This is a genomic window from Microcystis sp. M179S2 (assembly GCF_020245805.1).
In the GTDB taxonomy this organism is placed as follows: Bacteria; Cyanobacteriota; Cyanobacteriia; order Cyanobacteriales; family Microcystaceae; genus Microcystis; species Microcystis aeruginosa.
On the sequence record NZ_JADBUE010000140.1, the window covers coordinates 1 to 18,641 of the forward strand.

The following is an 18,641-nucleotide window of genomic DNA, read 5'->3' on the forward strand; positions in this document are numbered from 1 at the left end:
AATCCCCGCTTGGGATTTACTTCGAGAAGCCCAAAATCGCTGAAACCCAGATAGATCAAGGAAAATCATAAATCGAGGTTAACCCTTTGTCCCGTAATGGTTTGAGCCTTTTTTGCTGACCGAAAACGCCTAAGTCCCATATTTTGACAGACAAGAGTTATTATTGCTCAACCCAACCTATGGCTGTAAAGTTTGGGCTTTTCAAGGAATTTAGAGCCAATATTTGTTCATTTGTTCCTGTGCTTTCCTCTCCATTTCTTGAGACTCTTCCATCCATTTTTGGTATGCATAGTCATATTCCCTCATTGCTATTTGGTGTTGTATTTCTCGTTGTTCTTCCAGCCATTTTCTAGTCTCTTCGAGACTTTTTATGTACTGTTCAGCTAGTTTTTTTAAACTGAGGAAATATTGTGGCAAGTTTCTCAATTTCCTTTTCTGGATCCTCCTTCTCAAGTTTAGAAACATACTTATCAAATACATCTTTAAACTCAGGCAAAGTAGCAACAAAATCTTTTAACCTGTCCATTGTACCATAATGAAAACCGAGACTTATAGGTTTTTCGGAAATCCACCGACTAATTGCAAACCGAAAATCTGGGTACTTATCTAGGAGCATCCTAACATCGGCAACAGATAAACCTCCGTCAAGCATCTGTAACCATTGCTGGCGAACAGAATTCCGTTGGACAGGATCAGTAATGTGGTCAAAACAGTCATCGTAGTATGACATATTTTTTTCTCCGAATAAATCACCCATGATATCGTTTTAACCGTTCAGGGGGCGGTTATCAAGTAGCCATTAGTTTTGTAATGGGGATTTATGCCCCGCTCCAAAAACTTTTCGCCTTAAGGCGAGGTTTTAGACCCGATTTTTTCGATAAAAGCAGACCACGGGGGAATTTTTCACAGCACCAAAGCTCTGCAAGAATTACCACTTTAAGCGGTGACATTTTCTGTTTCTGCTGGTTGAATTTCCGGCATTTCTACTTTAATTAAACTCACTCTAGCACGATAAAGTAGTTTTTCCCCATGACGATAGCCCCGATAACGCACTAGAACGGGTGTACCGATTGCTGCTTGACCATCGATCAATTGATGGATTTGCGGATCATAACTCACATGATCACCGACACTGTCAATTGGTTGCACTCCCCAGCGCTCCAGTAACTGCATAATCGGTTTAACTAGGGAGAGGATTTTGACGGCTGCTAGGTCGGGATTTTTGCGGGCAACGGCCTCGGCCGTAGGCCATTGAACTAACCAAGATTCGATCGCTTCGATGCTTTGACGTTGAAATTCTGCGGCTAATTCTTCTTTTTGCTTGTCTAATTTTTGCTGTAAATTTTGATACTCTTGTTCGAGAATTTTTGATTCCCCTGAACGATCCTCTGTCCCCATCGTCGGGATTTGAAAATGAGCGAGAAGATCGCTAACTGGCAGCTGCAGCGCATTAGCTAATTTCACCAAAGATTCAGAGGATAATTTGGCGATTAAGCCATGGCGAACTCTCTGCAATTGCCAAGAAGATAGACCCGATAACCGACTCAATTCTTCCAGATTTTTACAGCCAATTTCTGCCATTAACTGCTCTAATTTTTGCCGATGATATTTATATAAGGACTCATTCATGGGACTTCTCAGCTTAAGCGATGTGTTTAGCTAAAACGGATTTAGGAGCGCGACGAACTCGACAGAGAATTGTTTCTTTACCGAGACGCTGATGAGCGGCAAAGCGATGGCAACCGGAAAAACCGTAGTAGTTACCATCCACCTCCAAAACATCGAGCGGCTCTCGTAATCCCTCCTCAGCGATCGATTGCATCAACTGATTAACTTTTTCGGGATCGGTTTGTCGCGGTAAAGGACGACGAATTTGGGACAGAGGAATGTTTTTAATTTCCATAGTGTTTTTACTATAGCACATTTAGGCTAAACTGAAGATAAGTGGACTCGGTTGCTGATGCAGTGGTCTGTCTCGGTGCTGGCAGTTTTCTTGACACAGACAAGATTTTATCACCCAATCCTCTCCTTTTTTGACTATGACTATTCCTCCTATCAATGAAAAAATTATCCAGAAAAATACCACCAATGCTTCCTATCAGCGCGGTCAATATTATTACGATAACGGTGCAGTTATTTCTCTTTGGCAACGGGGGCAAAATCTGCAAGCTTTAGTGAATGGTAGTGAGGTTAAACCCTATCGAGTTGCCATGGATTTTAACCAAGATAATCTTGAGAATGTCTCCTGCTCCTGTCCCTACGATTACGAGGGTTGGTGTAAGCATATTGTGGCGGTTTTATTAACCTGTTATCGTCAACCAGAATTAATTATTAAAAAAGCCTCCCTAGAGGAGTTATTGACACCAATCGATGAAAGTAAATTAAGAAAATTACTTAATCATTTAGTGGCTAAACACCCAGAAATTATCGAGACAATTGATAAGTTTTTATTGCCAGCTACCCCAGTTAATAAAGCGGGAGGGAAGATAACTATTAATGTCAAAGCTTATCGTAATACTGTCCGTAATGAACTGCGGCAATCCCTGCGAGCGATCGAAGAAGATTACTACGAAGAAGATCCAATTTCTAATGAAATTTATGCCCTAGTGGATGAGTCCCAAGATTATTATCAAAAGGGAGAACCGGATAATGCGATCGCTATTTTAGAAGCAATTATTAGCGCCTGTATCGAGGAATGGGATAATTTAGAAGATTACGGTGCTGTTAATGATGATTTAAGTGCTAGAATCGATCGAGTTTTAACTGGGGCAATTTTAAGTAAAGAATTTAATCCCCAAGAAAAGCAAGATTTAAGGGAAAAAATCGAGCAATGGCAGCATGAATGGAGTGCCGATTTTGAGATGAGTTTAGCAGCCTTACAACAGGGATGGGACGATCCAGTTTTAGAGAAGATTTTACGGGGAGAATCGGCTAATTTTTCAGAAATGTGGTCAGGGAATATCCCTTATTATGCCCAAACATTAACTTCTATTCGCTTAGAAATTTTCGAGAAACAGGAAAAAGATCAGGAGTATTTGAATCTAGCTTTAGCTTCAGGACAAGTGGTAGAATACCTAACTAAGTTAGTCTATCTTGATCGCATTGATGAAGCGATGGCAGCGGCAAAAAACATGATAACTAAAAACGATGAAGCCTTCTTTTTTGCCAAAGCTTTACGGGATGAATCCGCACCAGAATCCGCCCTAATAATTGCCCGAAGTGGTCTAAATTTCCCAGGGAATTATTATTATCAATTAGCTCTCTGGACAAGTGAACTAGCGCAATCTTTAGGGGATATAGATACAGCTTTGGCTGCTAGAATTAAGGCATTTCAAGACCAACCTTCCTTTTCCCATTACCAAAAAATTGAGTCTTTAGCGGGGGAAGATTGGTCTGATTTAAAATTAGACTTGTTAGATTACTTGCGCGAGTTTAGCGGTGGACGTTCCACAGAGGCTAAAATCGATATATTTCTCCACGAAAATTTAGTTAGAGATGCAATTAAAGTCGTTTCTGATAATTCCTATGTGCAGTCTCACCTAATTTGGCGGATAATGGATGCGGCTGCTACCGTCGATCCTAACTGGGTGATCGATCGCGCGCGTCCTCCTGCGGAAAAGATACTCGACGAAAAAAAGGCTGATCGCTACGAAGAAGCGATTAAATGGCTAAAAAAAGCTCGTAATGCCTTTTATATGTCGGGAAGACGGGAAGAATGGCAAACCTATCGAGAAAGTTTAATTAAGGAACACGGACGCAAATCGAAATTTATGGGGTTATTCAAATATCAGGATTTACAATAATTTAAGCTTCTAGCCGTCAGTTATCGGCTAAAACCGGGCTGTTTTTAGCTTGTAGAGCGGTAATTGTCCTAATCTTAAGTCTGTGATGTTTCGACGCAAAGTAGAGTATAATGGAAGATTGGTCTAAACTTATCTCCAGACTACTTATACTGAATATTCATTGTCAAAAAATATGACTGAAACTATTCGCTTTTTGATGTGTTCTCCCGATCATTACGATGTGGATTATGTGATTAATCCCTGGATGGAGGGCAACATTCACAAATCTTCCCAGGAAAAAGCTAGGCAACAATGGCAGCAGCTTTATCATGTTCTCAAAGATCGGGCGCTTGTGGATTTAGTCCCACCAGAAAAAGGCTGGCCCGACATGGTTTTTACCGCTAATGCAGGTTTAGTTCTGGAAAAAATAGTCGTTCTCAGTCGCTTTTTACACAAAGAAAGACAGGGAGAAGAACCCTATTTTAAGCAGTGGTTTGAAGATAACGGTTTTACGGTTCACGAACTGCCAAAAGATTTACCCTTTGAAGGTGCAGGAGACGCACTATTAGATCGGGAAGGACGCTGGTTATGGGCAGGATATGGCTTCAGAACTGAGTTAGATTCCCACCCTTTAATCGCTAAATGGCTCGATATTGAGGTTTTATCCCTACGTTTAATCGATGAACGTTTCTATCACCTTGATACCTGTTTTTGTCCCCTTAGTGGCGGTTATCTACTCTACTATCCCGATGCTTTTGATGCCTATTCTAATCGGTTAATTGAGTTAAAAATTCCCGAAGAAAAACGCATTATCGTTGAAGAAGCTGATGCGGTTAACTTTGCTTGTAATGCTGTGAATATCGGTCAAGTAATCGTCATGAATAAAATTAGTGACGATTTACAACATAAGTTAGCATCAAAAAGCTTTGAAGTGGTACAAACTCCCCTGACGGAGTTCTTAAAAGCAGGAGGTGCGGCCAAATGTTTAACCCTGCGTACCACGGAACCCTTAATTCCAGACCATCACGCAAATGTCACCATTGAAAGTCGCATTCTCCAGTTAGAAGGTCATCTGCTCGACGCGGGAATTATGAATAAAGCTCTCGATGTTGTGGTGGGAAATGGGGGCAGCTTCAAGGTTTTAAACTTCACCTTAGGGATTGAGCGCCAAAGTACCTCCTCGGCCGAAGTGCGGGTTTCTGCACCCTCTCACGAGGTAATGGAGGAGATCATGGTACAATTGATCGACCTCGGTGCGGCCGCTCGTCCCCAAGAAATCTGTGATGTCAATACCGCAGTGGTGGCACAAGATGGGGTCGCTCCCGATGATTTTTATGTCAGCACCATCTATCCCACGGAAGTGCGGGTTAACTGTGAATGGGTGCGGGTGGAAAATCAACGCATGGATGCAGCCATCGTCGTCACTGAAAGTCCGGAAGGCAAAACGGCAAAATGTACTCTGCTGCGGGATTTAAAAGCTGGCGATCGCGTTATGGTGGGAGTTGAGGGCATCCGTACTATCCGACAGGCGGAATCCAGGGAACAACGCAACAGCACTCAGGAATTTACCTTTATGGGTGCGGGGGTTTCCAGCGAGCGCCGAGTCGAGTTAACCGTCGAGCAGATTGCCTGGGAAATGCGTAAAATTCGCGACCAGGGCGGTAAAGTGGCAGTAACGGCAGGTCCGGTGGTCATTCACACTGGAGGAGCGCAACATCTCTCCCGTTTAATCCGCGATGGTTACGTTCACGCTTTACTGGGGGGAAATGCGATCGCAGTTCACGACATGGAACAGGCGATCATGGGTACTTCTTTAGGGGTGGATATGCAGAAAGGCATCCCCGTGCGCGGTGGCCATCGTCACCACCTCAAGATTATCAACCTCATCCGTCGCCACGGCAGCATCGCCAAAGCTGTATCGGCCGGGGTATTGACAAAAGGCGTAATGTATGAATGCGTCAAGAATAATGTCCCCTTCAGTTTGGCCGGTTCAATTCGCGATGATGGTCCGCTTCCGGATACGGAGATGGATTTAATTAAAGCACAGGAAGAATATTCCCGCTTAATTCAAGGTGCCGACATGATTCTCATGCTCTCTAGTATGCTCCATTCCATCGGTGTGGGCAATATGACACCGGCGGGGGTAAAAATGGTCTGTGTTGATATTAACCCGGCCGTGGTGACAAAATTAAGCGATCGAGGTTCCGTAGAATCCGTGGGTATTGTCACCGATGTGGGTTTATTCCTGAGTCTGTTAACCCAACAGTTGGATAAGTTAACCCGTCCCTTGGTAGAAACGGTTTAAAACCAATACTCTAAAACATACAACTTATGAGCTTTGGGGGTATTTAAACCCCCTTTTTTGGTTTCTGTAGTTAACCCCTATCTCTATAGGTGAGTTAGCAATGGGTAACTAGAATAATAAAGGAGAACCATTGCCGAAAAACAAGAACGCTATGCCAGAAGAAACTATTTGGATTATCACCGCAGAAGATACCCCCGTCACCCCCGATAAAGATGCCAAAGGAAACGACACCTATGACAATCCCTGGGACACGAAGAAAATTATCACCGCAGCTGCGACTCGCGGCGTAAAAGTGAGCATAGAGAAGCTAGAGACAGAACTATCCCATTTTCTCCAGCTTATCGGCAAAGTCTTCAATCAAGCGCAGAAACAGGTCAACCAACAAACCGGTTTTAAACTCGATGAAGTAGAGCTTTGCGTAGAGATTACCGGAGAAGGTGAAGTAAAATTGTTAGGGACGGGGATTAAGACCGGCACTAAAGGCGGATTAACCCTAAAATTCAAGCGAGACGAGAAAAACACACCGACTGCGGACTAATGGCGAATCATGGATTAATTATCGGGATAAATCAATATAAGCGCTTGACACCGCTCAAATGTGCCAAGCAGGACGCGGTAGAGATGGCGCGTTATTGTCGTGACGAGATTAATTTTGAGGAAGTTTTCCTGTTTACCGATGAGTCTGACCCAATAACCGCGCCGAATGGTTCCCAACAGGAGACGAAACCGACGTACACAAACCTAATGGCTTTCCTGCACGACTTTTTCGAGTCGCAACGCTTGGAAACCGGCGATAATTTCTGGTTTTTCTTCAGTGGCCACGGATTACGCCATCAGGGACAGGATTACCTCGTTCCCAGCGAGGGACACCCGACCTTAATCGAACAGACGACCATTTCCCTCAATTACGTTACCCAACGTTTACGGAGATGTGGCGCGGATAATATCATTCTCTTTCTCGATGCCTGTCGCAACGAGAACGATTTTAGAAATAAATCCGCAGGCTGGCAGACGCAACAGGGAGTGATAACCATCGCTTCCTGTAGTCCGACGGAGGAATCCTACGAAATTCCCGAACTACAACAGGGTTCCTTTACCTATTCACTTCTAGAGGCTTTACGAATCCAAGGAGAAAATAACTGCGCTACGGTAGAAAGACTCTGTAATCGTCTCCGCGAAAGGATTCCAGAAATCAACCGACAACACAACAAACCCCCGCAAACCCTCCATTCTATTGTCGAACCGCATTATAAAAATCATCTGATTCTGTTACCGAAACAGGCAAAGACTCCCGATATAGAGTTATTGCGAGTGGAAGCTTTAGAGTTGGAAGTGGAGGGAAAGCTAGAGGAAGCGCGACAGTTGATGAGACGAGTTCTGGCTTTGGATACAACCAGACCTAAATACTGGCAAGATTACGACAGAATTAATCGAAAATTAGCACAACAACCCGTCCCACCGTCCCCTAAAACGGAACCGATAAATGGTGAGTCGGCGAAAACGATAACAGAAACCCCGAAACCCGCAGCACCGAAACTGGAAGAAATCGAACTAAAAAGTGCCAAAGGAATCGATTATCGGAACTTAGAAGATTTATTAAGACGGCAGCAATGGAAAGAAGCGGACGAAGAAACCGCAAGAGTGATGCTACAGGTAGCCAATCGCACAAAAGAAGGATGGCTACAGGTAGAGGATATCGATAATTTTCCCTGCGAGGATTTGCGAACCATTGACCAATTATGGGTTAAATATAGTGGCGGTCGCTTTGGTTTTTCCGTGCAGGCGAAAATTTACCGCGAACTCGGTGGGACGCAGGAGTATAATGAAAGAGTTTGGAACGCTTTCGGAGATAGAGTAGGCTGGCGAGTGAATGATAGATGGATATACTACAAAGATATTACTAGAGACCTAAAAGCACCTCTAGGACACCTCCCGTTACAATCCCGTATTTTGAGAGTACATAATCCCGGACGGTGGTGGGGTGTCTCTTCTCTCGCGTCGAGACTTGTAAAATGTAACATATAAAGGTAACAGCCAATTTTTAAGAATTGTATCGGAGGGAAAACCAAATGCTAGAAATTAACAAAAGCTATGTATTAGACAAAGATCAAAAGCCGATTGCCGTTCAGATTCCCATTGCTGAATTTGAAAAAATCGAAGAAATCCTAGAGGATTACGGACTAGAAAAACTCATCGAAGAAGTTGAAAATGATCAAATCCTAGACAAAGAAAAAGCCTGGCAATATTTAGAATCGCTTAAAAATAAAAATGTGGAAGGTTGAATACAACAAGAGATTTTTAAAAGAATTAACCTCTTTGCCAAAAGACATACAATCTCGCGTTGAGTTGATCGTATTTTCCGAATTAGAAACTGACAATCCTTTTGAATTAGGCTATCTCGATAAAATGAAAGGACATAAAGATAAATATAAAATTAGAGTTGCAGATTATAGGATTGGCCTGACTATTGATAAACCCAATCAAACCATCATCTGTCAACGGGTCGCACATCGTAGAGAAATTTACAAAACTTTTCCTTGATAGAAAGATACCGCTATCTTTATCTGTCAATTGCTTTCTAATCATTTGAATTGATGAACAGGGAAATTGGAACTTTGAATTATGAAAAAATCACCTGCGGAAATGACTAACGCAGAACTCCGTCAGTATCTTTCGGAACATCGAAACGAAGAAGCTATTTTTAGTGAAGCACTAGAAGTATTATTAAGCCGAAAAAAAGACTGGTTTAAATATCCCGCACCTCAAACGATGTCCTATAAAGAAATAGAAACGATTTTCAAGGAAAAATTAAATCAAATAATTGAGGAATAGAAATCGTGTGTTATGCGATTATTATCGAAAAAGCTGAAAATAACTATTCCGCTTATGTTCCCGATTTACCCGGTTGTGTTACTACCGGTAAAACCCTAGAGGAAATCACAGAAAATATGAAAGAAGCGATTCAATTTCATCTGGATGGTTTACAAGAGCAAGGGCTGCCAATTCCCCAACCAGCCACCTATTGCCAGTATATCGAAGCGTAACCGATCACCTGCATCCTGTCCGCAACTTTTATCTGTTAACATGGAACTGTAAACATATTACTAATGCTCAAATGCAGATCTTGTAGGTGGGGTTGAACGAAACAATAGTGGATCGAAAATGGCTCAGTTATGATAAATTTCCACGGTGAATAGATAGCTTTATGAGAAAATGGAAAGGTAATGCAATCCTCTAAGCCAGATGACTATAGCAGAGCTATTCCCTACTTTGAGAAGTCTGCCTCGTGCAGACAAGTTGAAGGTGATGCAATTTCTGATCGCAGAACTAAGTAAGGACGAGGAGCCAAGCCTACAGCCAGGAGCAACATATTTACTCTCGTCGCCGCTTAATTCACACGCAGCGGCGCAGAAACTTGCTCAACTCCTAGATTCGGAACAAGCAACGCACAATGCGTAACGCCCAACGATTTAACTTTACCGAAGGATTCGATGGGTTTGGTGTCCCCGATGCCTTGCCTCAACTACCTATATCTCTGACATACCAAGATAGATCCGTAGAGTTTTCAGCACTGTTAGACACGGGTGCAAGTGTTAATGTCTTACCGTACAGCGCTGGAGCTCAACTTGGTGCGATTTGGGAAGAGCAGACAACCTCTGTCATCTTAGCTGGTAATTTGGCTTCGATCGAGGCGCGAGGTTTACTGGTTTCGGCACAGATTGGTAATTTCAACCCAGTCCGGCTGGTTTTTGCTTGGAGCTTGTCTGATGATACACCTTTACTACTGGGTCGGATGAATTTTTTTCTAGAATTTGATGTCTGCTTCTATCGTTCACAACTTGTTTTTGAAATCTGCCCTAAATCCTAAAATGCACGGCGATCGCTGATCTTGTAGGGTGCGAAAACGCGCGTGTAACGCACCGCTAACTTTAATCATGGTGGGTTATCAATCAAGATAGATTAAGATCTGAAATAGCAAACAGTACAAACCCTTGAATTTCCCATGACATTGACAACTGACGATACTCAAGACAACCAACAACAGATACTCACTGAGTTACGAGAATTAAAAAAGGAAGTTGAGCAATTTAACCAAAAATTCGATAACTATCAAAAAGCTACACAATGGGTAGTTCAGTTAGCGTTTAGCTTAATTGCAGCCGCTACTGTAACTGTGATTGTCTCAACTGTGCTAGGTAAATAGTGCCGATCTTGTAGTTAACGTAGTGTAACGCACCGCTAACTTTAATGATGGTGAGTTATGAATTATATATCGAGGTTATTTCTACGATATTATCAAGATAGCGAAACCTAATTCTACAAATAATAATGAGACAATTCAAAATCGTCATTGAAAAGCATCCTGATGGCTACGTCGCCTATCCGATTGGCATAACAGGAGCGGTTGTCGGACAAGGAGAAACCTATGAGGAAGTCTTAGCAGATGTTAAGTCTGCTCTTGTTTGCTACTTAGAGGAATTTGGTGAAAAAGGCTTAGAAGATACATCTCCTCTAGAGATTTTTATTGCTGAAGCAGGAATCGCTATCTGATGGCAAAATTTCCAGTCGATGCTCCTAAAAAACGGGTAATCAGAGCCTTTGAAATTTTAGGGTTTTGTCTGGTTCGTGAACGAGAGCATATTGTCATGGCTAGAGATAATCAAGATGGTACTAAAACTCCACTTGTGATGCCTAACCAACCCCAAATCAAAAGTGGTACTTTAAGAGCTATCTGTACACAAATAGGTATTTCTCGTGAAGAATTTATCAACTCTTACAATCGAAGCTAACCAAAATATAACTTGCTATCGCCAATTCTGTAGATCTTGTAGGGTGCGAAAACGCGCGTGTAAAGCACCGCTAATGTTTGGGATAAAATGGAGAAGCTTCAATGCGATCGAGTCCAAGTGCGATTGCTCTGAGAGATGATCGAGGTCAAGCATGACAGTGCAACAACTTCGTTACAGAGATAGGATAGTAGAATAGAGGGGGCTACCATACGGCTGCTTCAGGCTTTGATTTAGTCTTGTCGATCAGTTATTATCATGAAAGAAAAAGTGTACTTGGATTCCACGGTTCCGAGTTATTACTTTGATGAGCGTGAAGCTCTAAAAACTTTTACCGAAATCACAAGGAAGTGGTGGTCGGAGATGTCCAGTTATTATGATTTATATATTTCGGATGCCGTGCTTCAAGAACTAACCAACGGAAACTATCCGCGTAAAGCTGAAATTATTCATTTGGTTTCGACGATTCCTTTACTACCGCCGACTTCTGCTCTTGAACAAGTTGTCGAGTTTTATCTTGCCAACTATGTCATGCCAAGGTCTCTTGTGGGCGACGCTCTACATCTTGCCTATGCCAGCTATTTCGACATTCAATATCTCGTTACTTGGAATTGCAACCACCTAGCGAATGCTAACAAACGGAAGCATATTCGCGTTATCAATGCCCGCCTTGATTTGTCAACACCTGAAATTATCACACCACTTGAACTATTCAAAGAGGAGAATAACTTATGATCCACTCAGAGATTTTGCAAGAAAAAGATAAAACTCAAACAAGATTATCGGAGGAATGCACGTCTATCCATGACTATTTAGTTAAGTCTCGCATTGCTGCGGAAAAGGCTGCGGAATCCTACGGGTTTACTCTCAAGTATGCTGAAGAAATTCATAAAATTCGAGAAGAACACACCAAAGCTTTCAACGCCAACACAACAGCCTCTTAGGTTGGCTTGAGCGAAACGCTATAGATTGATTCTGATTAATTGCCAATTCATTGCCAACACAAGAGTTAGGGCGATAACAATTAGAGGAATTTGGTGAACAAGATACACTATAGCCCAGATGTGGATGCTTTATTAATTGAGTTAAACAATAATCCAATTGCTTACGCAGAGGAGGAAGGGAAAACAATATTACATTATTCCGAGGACGATCAGTTAGTTTTAATCGAGATTCTAGATTTTGGTTGTTCTCTATCGGAAGATGCTAGACAAGAACTTGCAAAATCCATATCTTCTCGTGAATTGATTGAAATATAGTTATTAGTTAATATCCATCTCACAACAATTTAAATCATGAAAGGTATTCAGTATATTGTCGATGAAACAGGAGAAAAAACAGCAGTTGTTATCGATCTAAAAGAATGGGGTCAACTGTGGAATGAGTTTTATCAAAATTTACTCGATCGCTCTCCCGTAAACGAAGACTGGATAAATCGATCGCCTTTTCGAGAAAAATTAGATCAGGCTCTCGCATGGAATGCTAATCATCCACCGCAGTTATCAGATCTAGAATCCCTAGAGAGCAAACTTGAAAATAATGAGTAAGGTTTTACTTGATCTGAACAATCCAATTTTTCAGCGAGATTTATTCAATTTACCCAAAAGTGAAGCATCATCCGCTCTGAAAACTTTCAGGAAAATTTCTCAACTAACTTGGGAGCAGTTATATCAAGATCAAGGATTAAAATGGGAGAAAATTAATTCTAAAAAAGGTCAAAAAGGAGAAAAATTGTACAGTTTTAGAATCACGCAAAAATGTAGAGCAATTGCTGCTAGAGAAGGTGATTATTTACGAATACTTTCTTTACATTCCGATCACGATTCAGCTTATCAATAATAATTTGGAACAAGATTTAAGACGTATTCTTCTCAACGAGGCCACCTTAAATAAACAAACAAAGTTCGGTGATATTTATGAAATTAAAGGACTTTTACAAGGGGTCAACGGGATAAACTTACGAGTCTCTACCTATTGGATTATCGACTCACTTACGAAAGAAACAAGATTTGTGACTTTATTACCAGATTAAAAGAGTTAGACTATGAAATTTGATATGTTTTCCGAAGTTCAATTAACCGAAGATTTGCCAGAATCTAATTTGTCTCGTGGCACTCACGCGATTATCGTGGATTATTGTCCTCGACCCGAAGGCCAAGAGGATGGCTATGTTTTAGAAGTGTTAAATAATCAGGGAAAAGCCTATACAGTTATCGCTGTAGAAGTTTCCAAGATTGAATCGATTCAAAATCTTAAACAGGATGAATTTCAAATTATATAATTCTGTTATTCTTTTTTTATGTATGTCCCCAGGGATGACGACTGTTTTCAGTTTGTTACTCTCAAGCGCCAATGAAATATTTACCGTCCGCTCTTTGGTGAAAGTTGAATAAGTTAAAATCAAAGAGAATATCCCTATCGCTACAATCTCAACTATCAATGAATCTCCTGAAAGATAGTAAAAAAATTCGTTTTGTTGACCTTTTTTGTGGTTTGGGAGGGTTTCGAGTTGCTATTGAACAAGTTTGTCGCCAACAAAACTTAGAATCTGATTGTGTTTTTTCCTGTGATATAGATAAAGACGCTCGGGCAATTTATCACGCTAATTTTGGCGACAAACCCCAGGGAGATATTACCGAAATCGCCGCCCTAGATATTCCCAATCACGATATTTTAATGGCGGGATTTCCCTGTCAACCCTTTAGTATTTGTGGTGATTTAAAGGGATTTGAAGATACCAGAGGCACGCTATTTTTTGAGATTGCCCGCATTTTAAAAGCCAAACAACCCGCAGCATTTATTCTGGAAAATGTCAAGCAATTGCAGGGACATCAACAGGGAAAAACCTTAGAAGTTATTCTCGATACTTTGCAAGATTTAGATTACTATACCGATTATCGGGTTTTGAATGCGCTTAATTTTGGTTTACCGCAAAAACGGGAACGGATTTTTATCGTTGGTTTCCGAGAAGCGCGGGGTTTTATCTGGCCAAAACCAGCTTTATCTAGAACAACTTTAACGGAAATATTAGAGGAAAATGTCTCGGATTTTTATTATGCTTCCGCAAGAATTCAAAAAAGTCGCCTGCTAAAAAGAGAGGGAAAAAAACCTTATAGTGAACCGACTATCTGGCACGAAAATAAAGGAGGAAATGTCAGCGCTTATCCCTATTCCTGTGCCTTGCGAGCAGGAGCATCCTATAATTATTTGTTAGTGGATGGGAAAAGACGCTTAACAGCAAGAGAAATGCTCCGTTTACAAGGTTTTTCCGATGATTATCAAATTGTCGGCAGTTATCAAACTATGCGAAAATTAACGGGTAATAGTGTAGCGATTTCCTGCGTAGCTGCTGTGGTTAATTCTGTAATCGAGTCTTTGTTAGATGTTGCTCAAGCATCAACTAATTCATTCTCGTTCAATCGACAACTTAATTAAGTTTATTTTCGACTCAGGAGTTTTAGATAGTGGTAATTATTCAAGACGCTTTTAATTGCCTATATAGACAGTAAAAGCCTAGGAGATTATAGCTTGTTTGAGTCCTAATTTATGTCTCTAAAATTAGCTGACCCATTGCCTTGAGAATTTGGAGCAGATTAATTGCTGATTCAGGATACATTAAATTAAGTTCTGGCATTATCTGATAAGTGGGGTTAGTTTCTTGTCTGAGATGGACGAACATATATTGTAAGCCATTAGTCGCTAATCCCCAAACTGAGGGTTGTCTTTCTAAGCTATTGTAGGCATAAGTCAATAATTGAGGTAATCCCTGACGGACTTCGATTCCACTCTCTTTAGCTTCAATGACTAAAATCCAAAAATGGATATCATTGACAGTTGCTATCGAATTATTCATCGTGACAATATCAAACCGTCCGCTAATAGTTTTATCTTCATCCACAAGGATAATATTATCAATCCCTTCTTCAACCCTAATCTTAATCGGATAACGATAAAAACCCGCTAACCGCAATAGGGGAAATAGGGTTAAAACTTTAACTTGTCCTTCTGATGCTTTATCTTCCATCAAATAGGGTCGAAAATCGTTGCGGATTTGAACAAGTTCTAATTTTTCTGCATCGCTGACGGTTTCCAAAGCTAAAAGCTCTGTAAATGAAACATCCTCAAGCTTTTCTTGAAAATGGAGATGACGTTGAACATCAGCAAGGGTTAGTTTACTCGTTTTGAGGGTAAGCATTGATTTAGCAAGCAGTACAGCACTGTTTCCATTGTAGCGGAAAATAGGTGTCTCGGCTGTTCTTGCTAACAAAATAAGCCAAAACAGAAACACCAATTTAAGAATAAAGTTGCTGCCTGGGGTGCGGATTGTTGATTTGGTTTTTTTAACAGAATTGGTAGCCTTCTAACGCACTTTACACTCGTCGGCGATCTACGATCAAGTTATTTTTGAACGAAAAGCACCCCAAGGTCATATTTCTTGTAGTTAGAGGTTTGATTGGGTTGGGGATGGTGGCATGGGATTGGAATGGGGAGAAGTGGGGTGGACTTAGGCTGAAACTCCTTCTCCCTGCTCCCTTCTCCCCTATAGTCTTAACGAGTAATTTAGATAGTCAACAGCTTACCAAATTTAGGTTACACTTCCTCTTGATGGGAAAGACTTTATCTTGAGAAAATAATTGGGCTAAATAGACCTGAATTTAGGGGGTATTTTCCAGAAAAGAATCACTATAATTAAATAAAAATGGTACGCTATTTTTTCCCGATCCATCCATGACTAAAACCCGGGGCATTTGCGCCCCACCTTCGCGCCAAGCTTCGATCGCTTCTTTCTGTAAAACTAATCCTCCCCCCTGTTCTTTTAAAGTTTCTGCTAATAGTCTTTGTGCCTCAGCTTTCCCTTTAGCGCGATTGATTTCTGCCTGGGCCTGTTGTTCTGCTTCTTGGGTGATATAAACGGCTCTTTGGGCGCGTTGTTCCGCGATTTGTTTATCTTCGACAGCCCGGGCAAATTCCGGAGAAAAATTCAAATCTACCACACTGGTATCTAAGACTAGAATACCATACTTTTCTAACCGAGTCGATAGGGCATTATCAAAGTCTTCTTTTAACTCACTGCGTCGAGTAATTGCCTCCTCTACTGTTCTTTTAGCGGCGGCAATTTTAAAGGATTCTTGGGTTTGAGGGGCGATAATTTTAGCAACAATATTTTGTAGGGTGCCTTGGGTTCTTCTAATTGCCACTACTTGGGTCGGATCGAGCCGAAAATTAATCGCAAAACTAGCGGATAAATCCTGTAAATCTTTAGTGGAACTTTGGGCAGGAACTTCAAATTTTTGCACCGTAACATCGTAGATATCGACACTAGAAACAAAGGGAGGTTTAAAGTGCAATCCCTCCAATAAAACCCCGTCCTTAGCCTTTCCTAACACACTTAAAACCCCCGCTTGTCCGGGGGTGATAATCACATAGGCATTAAAGGCCGCTAAAATGACAATAGTGGCCAATAATCCCCCAATCAGGGAAAGTAAATTAATAGCATCTTTCTGGTTCACAGTTTATACTCCTTGACGAGCGACTAAAGCGAGAATTTTTGTTGCGATCGCTTGATTGACAGGCATCACTGACAGACGATTTCCTGTCCTTACTAATAATAATTCATCGGCAGTAAAATTTTGTTTTAAAATTCCCAGGGGCAGCAGTTGGGGAAAAAGGCGATCAAACTCAACTTTAACCGTCCACCAGCGCGGGGAATCTGGAGAGGATTTAGAATCATAGTAGGGACTATCACGATCGAATTGTGTGGGATCGATCATATCAGTTTGCACCACTCGCATCAAGCCGACAATCCCCGGCGGGGTCGTATTAGAATGATAAAAAAAGGCCAAATCTCCCCGTTTCATCTGACGGAGAAAATTGCGCGCCTGATAATTTCGCACTCCCTCCCAAATAGTTTGACCATCTTTTTTTAAATCCCCGATACTATAGACATCGGGTTCCGATTTCATTAACCAGTAATTTAAATTCATCATTTATAGTTGTGATTAATTCACATAAGCTCAAAAATATTTTTAGCCGTTCCTGTCAGCCCTGTCACCATAGGGTTAAATATAATTCACTTTGACTGCTTTTGTAGTTCTACTCAAACAATTATTGGGAAGAATGTATCTAAAAATACCTTTGTTAGCGGCAATTTTTAAGGACTATGAGCGTTCAAGTCTAGCTATTCTTAGCAACCGTCAGTTTTTCCCTATAGCTAAAAATAATTTATTCTCGATTATTAAATCGATCAAATAAGCTGTAAAATAGGATACATTGCTCTAAAAATCTCTAGCCAATCCATAGATTATCGGTGTTCCAAGCCACTCGCCGCCGTTTAGCCTTATGGTACACTGTTGTCACTGCCATACTACTGCTTTTTCTCGCTACGGGAATGTATTTTTATGTGCGGCATACCCTAGTCGATCGCATTGATGATACCCTCAAACACATCATTGAGGTGGTAAATCGTTCCCTCGTGATCGAATCGATTCCCCCGAACCAAGGACGTTATCGCGTCGATCCCCTGGCAAGTTTTCCCAGTCAGGGTAAATCCGTGGAGGACGATCATATAGATTTGGAATGGTTCGATCCCCAAGGTAATCTAGTTTGGTCAACTCTGGCCGAATCTTTAGATATTCCCCTCCATCCCCACCGTCAGGGGGAAACTATTCGCTTATCCGATAATCGTCTGCTGCGACAAATAACCGAAAGGGTGGAAATCGATCATTATGTTTTGGGATATCTGCGGGTAAGTCATCCTTGGTTTGAGGTGACAAAACCGATTAGACAGCTATTATGGGATTTAATCGTCGGAATTTGCCTGATGATTGCTAGTGTTGCCTGGATTGGTTGGTTTTTGTCCGGTTTAGCCATTCAACCGGTAAAAGAGTCCTATCAGAGTTTAAAACAATTTACCGCCGATGCTTCCCATGAATTACGCAATCCGATCGCCACTATCCAAACTAACGTGCAAATGGCGATCGCTTATCCCCAAACTGGCGATCAACGCTTGCGGGTGATCGAGCGTTTAACGGAAAGATTGGGCAATTTAGTCAATGATCTGCTCTTTTTAGCCCGTTCTGATAGTGGCATCGTCCAACCGATCGAGCAAGCTGTACCTTTGGATGCTTTATTGATGGAAGTGGTGGAAGAACAGCGTTTAATCGCCGATAAGCAGGGAATTTCCCTCTCTTTGTCGATTGTGGAACCGGACCAAGAGGATTTTTCCTACAGCGATGAAATGTTTACTATGCAGGGAGATTGGGATCAATTAGCCCGTTTATTCACAAATTTAATTTCTAATGCCCTAAAACACGCTTTTTTGCCCGAATCTGAGCCTAAAAATGTGGCAGTGGAATTGGAAAAAAGTAAACGCGATCGACAATCGGTGTTACTGGTACGCATCAAAGATAACGGAATCGGGATTCCCGAGGCTGCTTTGTCCCATATTTTTGATCGCTTTTATCGTCTCGATCCCGCACGGCAAAATTCCGCCACTTCCGGGGGAACAGGATTAGGATTAGCGATCGCTTTAGCGATTACCCTCAGTCATCATGGACAAATTAGCGTCGAAAGTCAGATCGATCGAGGAACAATTTTCACCGTCACCCTACCAAAAAGCCATCAACGGGAGAAAAAAACCGAAAAGTCAGAAGCTTAACACCTCTGACTTCTTTTCATACCCCCAAGGGAATTCGAATCCCTGTCGCCTCCGTGAAAGGGAGGTGTCCTAGGCCACTAGACGATGGGGGCGTGGATTTCAGACCTTTT

Annotated in this window: 28 protein-coding genes and 1 tRNA gene; 22 read left to right on the forward strand and 7 right to left on the reverse strand. The window is 41.6% G+C overall.

Features of this window, described 5'->3' with window-relative positions; translation table 11 throughout:
- Window positions 1-379 precede the first annotated feature (379 nt).
- The 3 genes from IM500_RS08095 to IM500_RS08105 all read right to left on the reverse strand — a co-directional run bounded on the left by IM500_RS08095 (window position 380) and on the right by IM500_RS08105 (window position 1,924).
- On the reverse strand, window positions 380-757 hold the full coding sequence (locus IM500_RS08095; protein WP_242034641.1) for a hypothetical protein: 378 nt from the start codon (window positions 755-757) through the stop codon (window positions 380-382).
- A gap of 179 nt (window positions 758-936) precedes the next feature.
- The gene (locus IM500_RS08100) at window positions 937-1,629 is read right to left on the reverse strand and encodes a helix-turn-helix domain-containing protein (RefSeq protein WP_061433420.1); all 693 of its coding nucleotides are present in this window, start codon (window positions 1,627-1,629) and stop codon (window positions 937-939) included.
- Between the two features lie 13 nt (window positions 1,630-1,642).
- Window positions 1,643-1,924, reverse strand: a complete 282-nt coding sequence (locus tag IM500_RS08105; protein WP_287738095.1) for a ParB N-terminal domain-containing protein — start codon at window positions 1,922-1,924, stop codon at window positions 1,643-1,645.
- Between the two features lie 115 nt (window positions 1,925-2,039).
- Here IM500_RS08105 and IM500_RS08110 point away from each other — a divergent pair, with 115 nt between their 5' ends.
- From IM500_RS08110 to IM500_RS08200, 20 genes are all read left to right on the forward strand, one after another.
- Entirely contained in the window at window positions 2,040-3,803 is a 1,764-nt protein-coding gene (locus tag IM500_RS08110; RefSeq protein ID WP_287738096.1) for an SWIM zinc finger family protein, read from the forward strand.
- A gap of 172 nt (window positions 3,804-3,975) precedes the next feature.
- Window positions 3,976-6,087: a bifunctional arginine dihydrolase/ornithine cyclodeaminase gene (gene argZ, locus IM500_RS08115; RefSeq protein ID WP_287738097.1), complete on the forward strand. Its 2,112-nt coding sequence runs from the start codon at window positions 3,976-3,978 to the stop codon at window positions 6,085-6,087.
- A gap of 151 nt (window positions 6,088-6,238) precedes the next feature.
- Entirely contained in the window at window positions 6,239-6,625 is a 387-nt protein-coding gene (locus tag IM500_RS08120) for a Pepco domain-containing protein (RefSeq protein ID WP_353737900.1), read from the forward strand.
- Window positions 6,625-8,112, forward strand: coding sequence for a GUN4 domain-containing protein (locus IM500_RS08125; RefSeq protein ID WP_287738099.1), 1,488 nt, complete (start codon window positions 6,625-6,627; stop codon window positions 8,110-8,112). Before IM500_RS08120 ends, IM500_RS08125 begins: the two co-directional genes overlap by 1 nt.
- A gap of 44 nt (window positions 8,113-8,156) precedes the next feature.
- On the forward strand, window positions 8,157-8,369 hold the full coding sequence (locus tag IM500_RS08130) for a RelB antitoxin-like protein (RefSeq protein WP_287738100.1): 213 nt from the start codon (window positions 8,157-8,159) through the stop codon (window positions 8,367-8,369).
- On the forward strand, window positions 8,356-8,628 hold the full coding sequence (locus IM500_RS08135; protein ID WP_002795818.1) for a type II toxin-antitoxin system RelE family toxin: 273 nt from the start codon (window positions 8,356-8,358) through the stop codon (window positions 8,626-8,628). Before IM500_RS08130 ends, IM500_RS08135 begins: the two co-directional genes overlap by 14 nt.
- Before the next feature lie 81 nt (window positions 8,629-8,709).
- Window positions 8,710-8,919, forward strand: a complete 210-nt coding sequence (locus IM500_RS08140; protein ID WP_287738101.1) for a DUF6887 family protein — start codon at window positions 8,710-8,712, stop codon at window positions 8,917-8,919.
- A gap of 5 nt (window positions 8,920-8,924) precedes the next feature.
- Window positions 8,925-9,131, forward strand: coding sequence for a type II toxin-antitoxin system HicB family antitoxin (locus IM500_RS08145; RefSeq protein WP_125730847.1), 207 nt, complete (start codon window positions 8,925-8,927; stop codon window positions 9,129-9,131).
- 407 nt (window positions 9,132-9,538) lie between these two features.
- A complete protein-coding gene (locus IM500_RS08150; RefSeq protein WP_287234899.1) occupies window positions 9,539-9,955 on the forward strand; it encodes an aspartyl protease family protein in 417 nt (138 codons plus the stop codon).
- A 135-nt stretch (window positions 9,956-10,090) separates the two neighbouring features.
- A complete protein-coding gene (locus tag IM500_RS08155) occupies window positions 10,091-10,291 on the forward strand; it encodes a ssr2422 family thylakoid membrane protein (RefSeq protein WP_044000077.1) in 201 nt (66 codons plus the stop codon).
- A 125-nt stretch (window positions 10,292-10,416) separates the two neighbouring features.
- Window positions 10,417-10,638: a type II toxin-antitoxin system HicB family antitoxin gene (locus tag IM500_RS08160; RefSeq protein ID WP_287691849.1), complete on the forward strand. Its 222-nt coding sequence runs from the start codon at window positions 10,417-10,419 to the stop codon at window positions 10,636-10,638.
- On the forward strand, window positions 10,638-10,877 hold the full coding sequence (locus IM500_RS08165; RefSeq protein ID WP_287691851.1) for a type II toxin-antitoxin system HicA family toxin: 240 nt from the start codon (window positions 10,638-10,640) through the stop codon (window positions 10,875-10,877). Before IM500_RS08160 ends, IM500_RS08165 begins: the two co-directional genes overlap by 1 nt.
- A 255-nt stretch (window positions 10,878-11,132) precedes the next feature.
- Window positions 11,133-11,609, forward strand: a complete 477-nt coding sequence (locus tag IM500_RS08170) for a type II toxin-antitoxin system VapC family toxin (protein ID WP_190357228.1) — start codon at window positions 11,133-11,135, stop codon at window positions 11,607-11,609.
- On the forward strand, window positions 11,606-11,818 hold the full coding sequence (locus IM500_RS08175) for a hypothetical protein (protein ID WP_004158042.1): 213 nt from the start codon (window positions 11,606-11,608) through the stop codon (window positions 11,816-11,818). The genes IM500_RS08170 and IM500_RS08175 overlap by 4 nt, the downstream gene beginning before the upstream one ends.
- A gap of 93 nt (window positions 11,819-11,911) precedes the next feature.
- Window positions 11,912-12,133, forward strand: a complete 222-nt coding sequence (locus tag IM500_RS08180; protein ID WP_190357229.1) for a DUF2283 domain-containing protein — start codon at window positions 11,912-11,914, stop codon at window positions 12,131-12,133.
- A gap of 36 nt (window positions 12,134-12,169) precedes the next feature.
- Complete coding sequence (locus IM500_RS08185) at window positions 12,170-12,421, forward strand: hypothetical protein (protein WP_002769519.1); 252 nt, start codon at window positions 12,170-12,172, stop codon at window positions 12,419-12,421.
- Entirely contained in the window at window positions 12,414-12,713 is a 300-nt protein-coding gene (locus tag IM500_RS08190) for a hypothetical protein (RefSeq protein ID WP_287637752.1), read from the forward strand. The genes IM500_RS08185 and IM500_RS08190 overlap by 8 nt, the downstream gene beginning before the upstream one ends.
- Window positions 12,658-12,906 carry a DUF6883 domain-containing protein gene (locus tag IM500_RS24450; protein ID WP_353737727.1) on the forward strand — a complete coding sequence of 83 codons (249 nt, stop codon included), beginning with the start codon at window positions 12,658-12,660 and terminating at the stop codon, window positions 12,904-12,906. Before IM500_RS08190 ends, IM500_RS24450 begins: the two co-directional genes overlap by 56 nt.
- Window positions 12,907-12,918: 12 nt before the next feature.
- Window positions 12,919-13,155 carry a DUF4926 domain-containing protein gene (locus IM500_RS08195; protein ID WP_002731660.1) on the forward strand — a complete coding sequence of 79 codons (237 nt, stop codon included), beginning with the start codon at window positions 12,919-12,921 and terminating at the stop codon, window positions 13,153-13,155.
- A 158-nt stretch (window positions 13,156-13,313) separates the two neighbouring features.
- A complete protein-coding gene (locus tag IM500_RS08200) occupies window positions 13,314-14,309 on the forward strand; it encodes a DNA cytosine methyltransferase (RefSeq protein ID WP_190722199.1) in 996 nt (331 codons plus the stop codon).
- Between the two features lie 109 nt (window positions 14,310-14,418).
- On the opposite strand, the gene IM500_RS08205 is transcribed toward IM500_RS08200, so the two are convergent.
- The 3 genes from IM500_RS08205 to IM500_RS08215 form a co-directional block, all read right to left on the reverse strand.
- Entirely contained in the window at window positions 14,419-15,069 is a 651-nt protein-coding gene (locus tag IM500_RS08205) for a restriction endonuclease subunit R (RefSeq protein ID WP_190722200.1), read from the reverse strand.
- 460 nt (window positions 15,070-15,529) lie between these two features.
- On the reverse strand, window positions 15,530-16,384 hold the full coding sequence (locus IM500_RS08210) for a prohibitin family protein (protein WP_272080289.1): 855 nt from the start codon (window positions 16,382-16,384) through the stop codon (window positions 15,530-15,532).
- A gap of 3 nt (window positions 16,385-16,387) precedes the next feature.
- Window positions 16,388-16,861, reverse strand: coding sequence for an EVE domain-containing protein (locus IM500_RS08215; RefSeq protein WP_190720263.1), 474 nt, complete (start codon window positions 16,859-16,861; stop codon window positions 16,388-16,390).
- 88 nt (window positions 16,862-16,949) lie between these two features.
- Here IM500_RS08215 and IM500_RS08220 point away from each other — a divergent pair, with 88 nt between their 5' ends.
- Window positions 16,950-17,126 (forward strand): hypothetical protein, encoded by a 177-nt coding sequence (locus tag IM500_RS08220; protein WP_287738102.1) that lies wholly within the window; start codon window positions 16,950-16,952, stop codon window positions 17,124-17,126.
- Between the two features lie 55 nt (window positions 17,127-17,181).
- Window positions 17,182-18,531 (forward strand): sensor histidine kinase, encoded by a 1,350-nt coding sequence (locus tag IM500_RS08225; protein WP_287738103.1) that lies wholly within the window; start codon window positions 17,182-17,184, stop codon window positions 18,529-18,531.
- Window positions 18,532-18,550: 19 nt separating this feature from the next.
- Here IM500_RS08225 and IM500_RS08230 read toward each other — a convergent pair.
- A tRNA-Glu gene (locus IM500_RS08230) sits at window positions 18,551-18,623 on the reverse strand.
- Window positions 18,624-18,641: the final 18 nt, after the last annotated feature.

Excerpts from the sequence above, each read along its gene's own strand:
- IM500_RS08160 (WP_287691849.1), top strand. The coding sequence starts at position 10,417 with ATGAGACAATTCAAAATCGTCATTGAAAAGCATCCTGATGGCTACGTC.
- IM500_RS08120 (WP_353737900.1), top strand. The coding sequence starts at position 6,239 with ATGCCAGAAGAAACTATTTGGATTATCACCGCAGAAGATACCCCCGTC.
- IM500_RS08125 (WP_287738099.1), top strand. The coding sequence starts at position 6,625 with ATGGCGAATCATGGATTAATTATCGGGATAAATCAATATAAGCGCTTG.
- IM500_RS08175 (WP_004158042.1), top strand. The coding sequence starts at position 11,606 with ATGATCCACTCAGAGATTTTGCAAGAAAAAGATAAAACTCAAACAAGA.
- IM500_RS08105 (WP_287738095.1), bottom strand. The coding sequence starts at position 1,924 with ATGTGCTATAGTAAAAACACTATGGAAATTAAAAACATTCCTCTGTCC.
- IM500_RS08215 (WP_190720263.1), bottom strand. The coding sequence starts at position 16,861 with ATGATGAATTTAAATTACTGGTTAATGAAATCGGAACCCGATGTCTAT.
- IM500_RS08205 (WP_190722200.1), bottom strand. The coding sequence starts at position 15,069 with ATGCTTACCCTCAAAACGAGTAAACTAACCCTTGCTGATGTTCAACGT.
- IM500_RS08165 (WP_287691851.1), top strand. The coding sequence starts at position 10,638 with ATGGCAAAATTTCCAGTCGATGCTCCTAAAAAACGGGTAATCAGAGCC.
- IM500_RS08195 (WP_002731660.1), top strand. The coding sequence starts at position 12,919 with ATGAAATTTGATATGTTTTCCGAAGTTCAATTAACCGAAGATTTGCCA.
- IM500_RS08170 (WP_190357228.1), top strand. The coding sequence starts at position 11,133 with ATGAAAGAAAAAGTGTACTTGGATTCCACGGTTCCGAGTTATTACTTT.
- IM500_RS08190 (WP_287637752.1), top strand. The coding sequence starts at position 12,414 with ATGAGTAAGGTTTTACTTGATCTGAACAATCCAATTTTTCAGCGAGAT.
- IM500_RS08185 (WP_002769519.1), top strand. The coding sequence starts at position 12,170 with ATGAAAGGTATTCAGTATATTGTCGATGAAACAGGAGAAAAAACAGCA.
- IM500_RS08155 (WP_044000077.1), top strand. The coding sequence starts at position 10,091 with ATGACATTGACAACTGACGATACTCAAGACAACCAACAACAGATACTC.
- argZ (WP_287738097.1), top strand. The coding sequence starts at position 3,976 with ATGACTGAAACTATTCGCTTTTTGATGTGTTCTCCCGATCATTACGAT.
- IM500_RS08140 (WP_287738101.1), top strand. The coding sequence starts at position 8,710 with ATGAAAAAATCACCTGCGGAAATGACTAACGCAGAACTCCGTCAGTAT.
- IM500_RS08135 (WP_002795818.1), top strand. The coding sequence starts at position 8,356 with ATGTGGAAGGTTGAATACAACAAGAGATTTTTAAAAGAATTAACCTCT.
- IM500_RS08100 (WP_061433420.1), bottom strand. The coding sequence starts at position 1,629 with ATGAATGAGTCCTTATATAAATATCATCGGCAAAAATTAGAGCAGTTA.
- IM500_RS08200 (WP_190722199.1), top strand. The coding sequence starts at position 13,314 with ATGAATCTCCTGAAAGATAGTAAAAAAATTCGTTTTGTTGACCTTTTT.
- IM500_RS08110 (WP_287738096.1), top strand. The coding sequence starts at position 2,040 with ATGACTATTCCTCCTATCAATGAAAAAATTATCCAGAAAAATACCACC.
- IM500_RS08095 (WP_242034641.1), bottom strand. The coding sequence starts at position 757 with ATGGGTGATTTATTCGGAGAAAAAAATATGTCATACTACGATGACTGT.
- IM500_RS08130 (WP_287738100.1), top strand. The coding sequence starts at position 8,157 with ATGCTAGAAATTAACAAAAGCTATGTATTAGACAAAGATCAAAAGCCG.
- IM500_RS08150 (WP_287234899.1), top strand. The coding sequence starts at position 9,539 with ATGCGTAACGCCCAACGATTTAACTTTACCGAAGGATTCGATGGGTTT.